At 40.5% G+C, this 908-nt stretch carries 1 protein-coding gene; it reads left to right on the top strand.

From position 1 onward, the window contains the following. Nucleotides 1-9: 9 nt before the first annotated feature. Nucleotides 10-908, top strand: an 899-nt coding sequence (locus tag U3A58_RS21720) for an AAA family ATPase (RefSeq protein ID WP_323826489.1), incomplete at its 3' end; no start/stop codon positions are given.

The raw sequence follows: 908 nt of genomic DNA, 5'->3' as shown, positions 1-908 counted from the left end.
GTTTAAATTATGATTATAAAAACCATATCTCTTGATAATTTCCGATCCAAAGATCATATAAAGCTTGAGCTTGGAAGGAGGATTACCATCCTTATCGGAGAAAACGGTTCTGGTAAAACAAGTATTCTTGATGGATTGGCGATAGGTTTAGGTGCTGTTCTTACTTATCTACCGGGTGTATCGGGGATCTCATTTCGTAAAACGGATATCAAACAAGAAAATAATCTTAAAGCCCCTTATACCAGAGTACGGATAGAGGCTGACAAGGGGGTGACATGGGATAGAACGGAAAGGCGTGACAAGAGTAAGTCCACGACGGAGCAAATTCCAACTGCGGTAGGGCTTCAAAGTCTCAGGAAATACCTAGACCAGTCAATTTTGGATCCTTTTAATGATTCTAAAAGCTTTGATCTGCCGATGTTTTCATACTATGGTGTTTCTAGGGCTCTGCTGGATGTACCGCTTCGTAGGAGAGGGTTTCCAAAGGCTCATGCTAGGTTTGAAGCTTTGGAAGGAGCACTTGCCGCTGATAGTAGGTTTAAATCCGCATTTGTTTGGTTCTATAATAAAGAAAATGAAGAACAACGCAAGCAACGTGAACTAAAGGATTTTGAATTTCAGCTACCTGAGCTTGAGACAGTAAGAAAAGCTATAATCAGTATCTTTCCCGGTATAAGCGATCCTCATATCAATCTTAATCCTTTAAAGTTTGTCGTCAAAAAGGATAAGGAAATACTGGACATTATGCAGCTCAGTGATGGGTATAAAACTCTACTCTCTCTGGTGATTGACTTGGCGATTCGAATGGCACTTGCCAATCCCCAAATGAAAAATCCTTTGGAAGCTGAGGCTGTGATCTTGATTGATGAAGTAGATTTACATCTTCATCCTGAGTGGCAGAGAAGAGT

This window comes from Algoriphagus persicinus (assembly GCF_035156415.1).
GTDB classification, from domain to species: Bacteria; Bacteroidota; Bacteroidia; order Cytophagales; family Cyclobacteriaceae; genus Algoriphagus; species Algoriphagus persicinus.
Note: the sequence above shows the minus strand (reverse complement) of the source record. Positions and strands in the feature narration are given on the sequence as shown.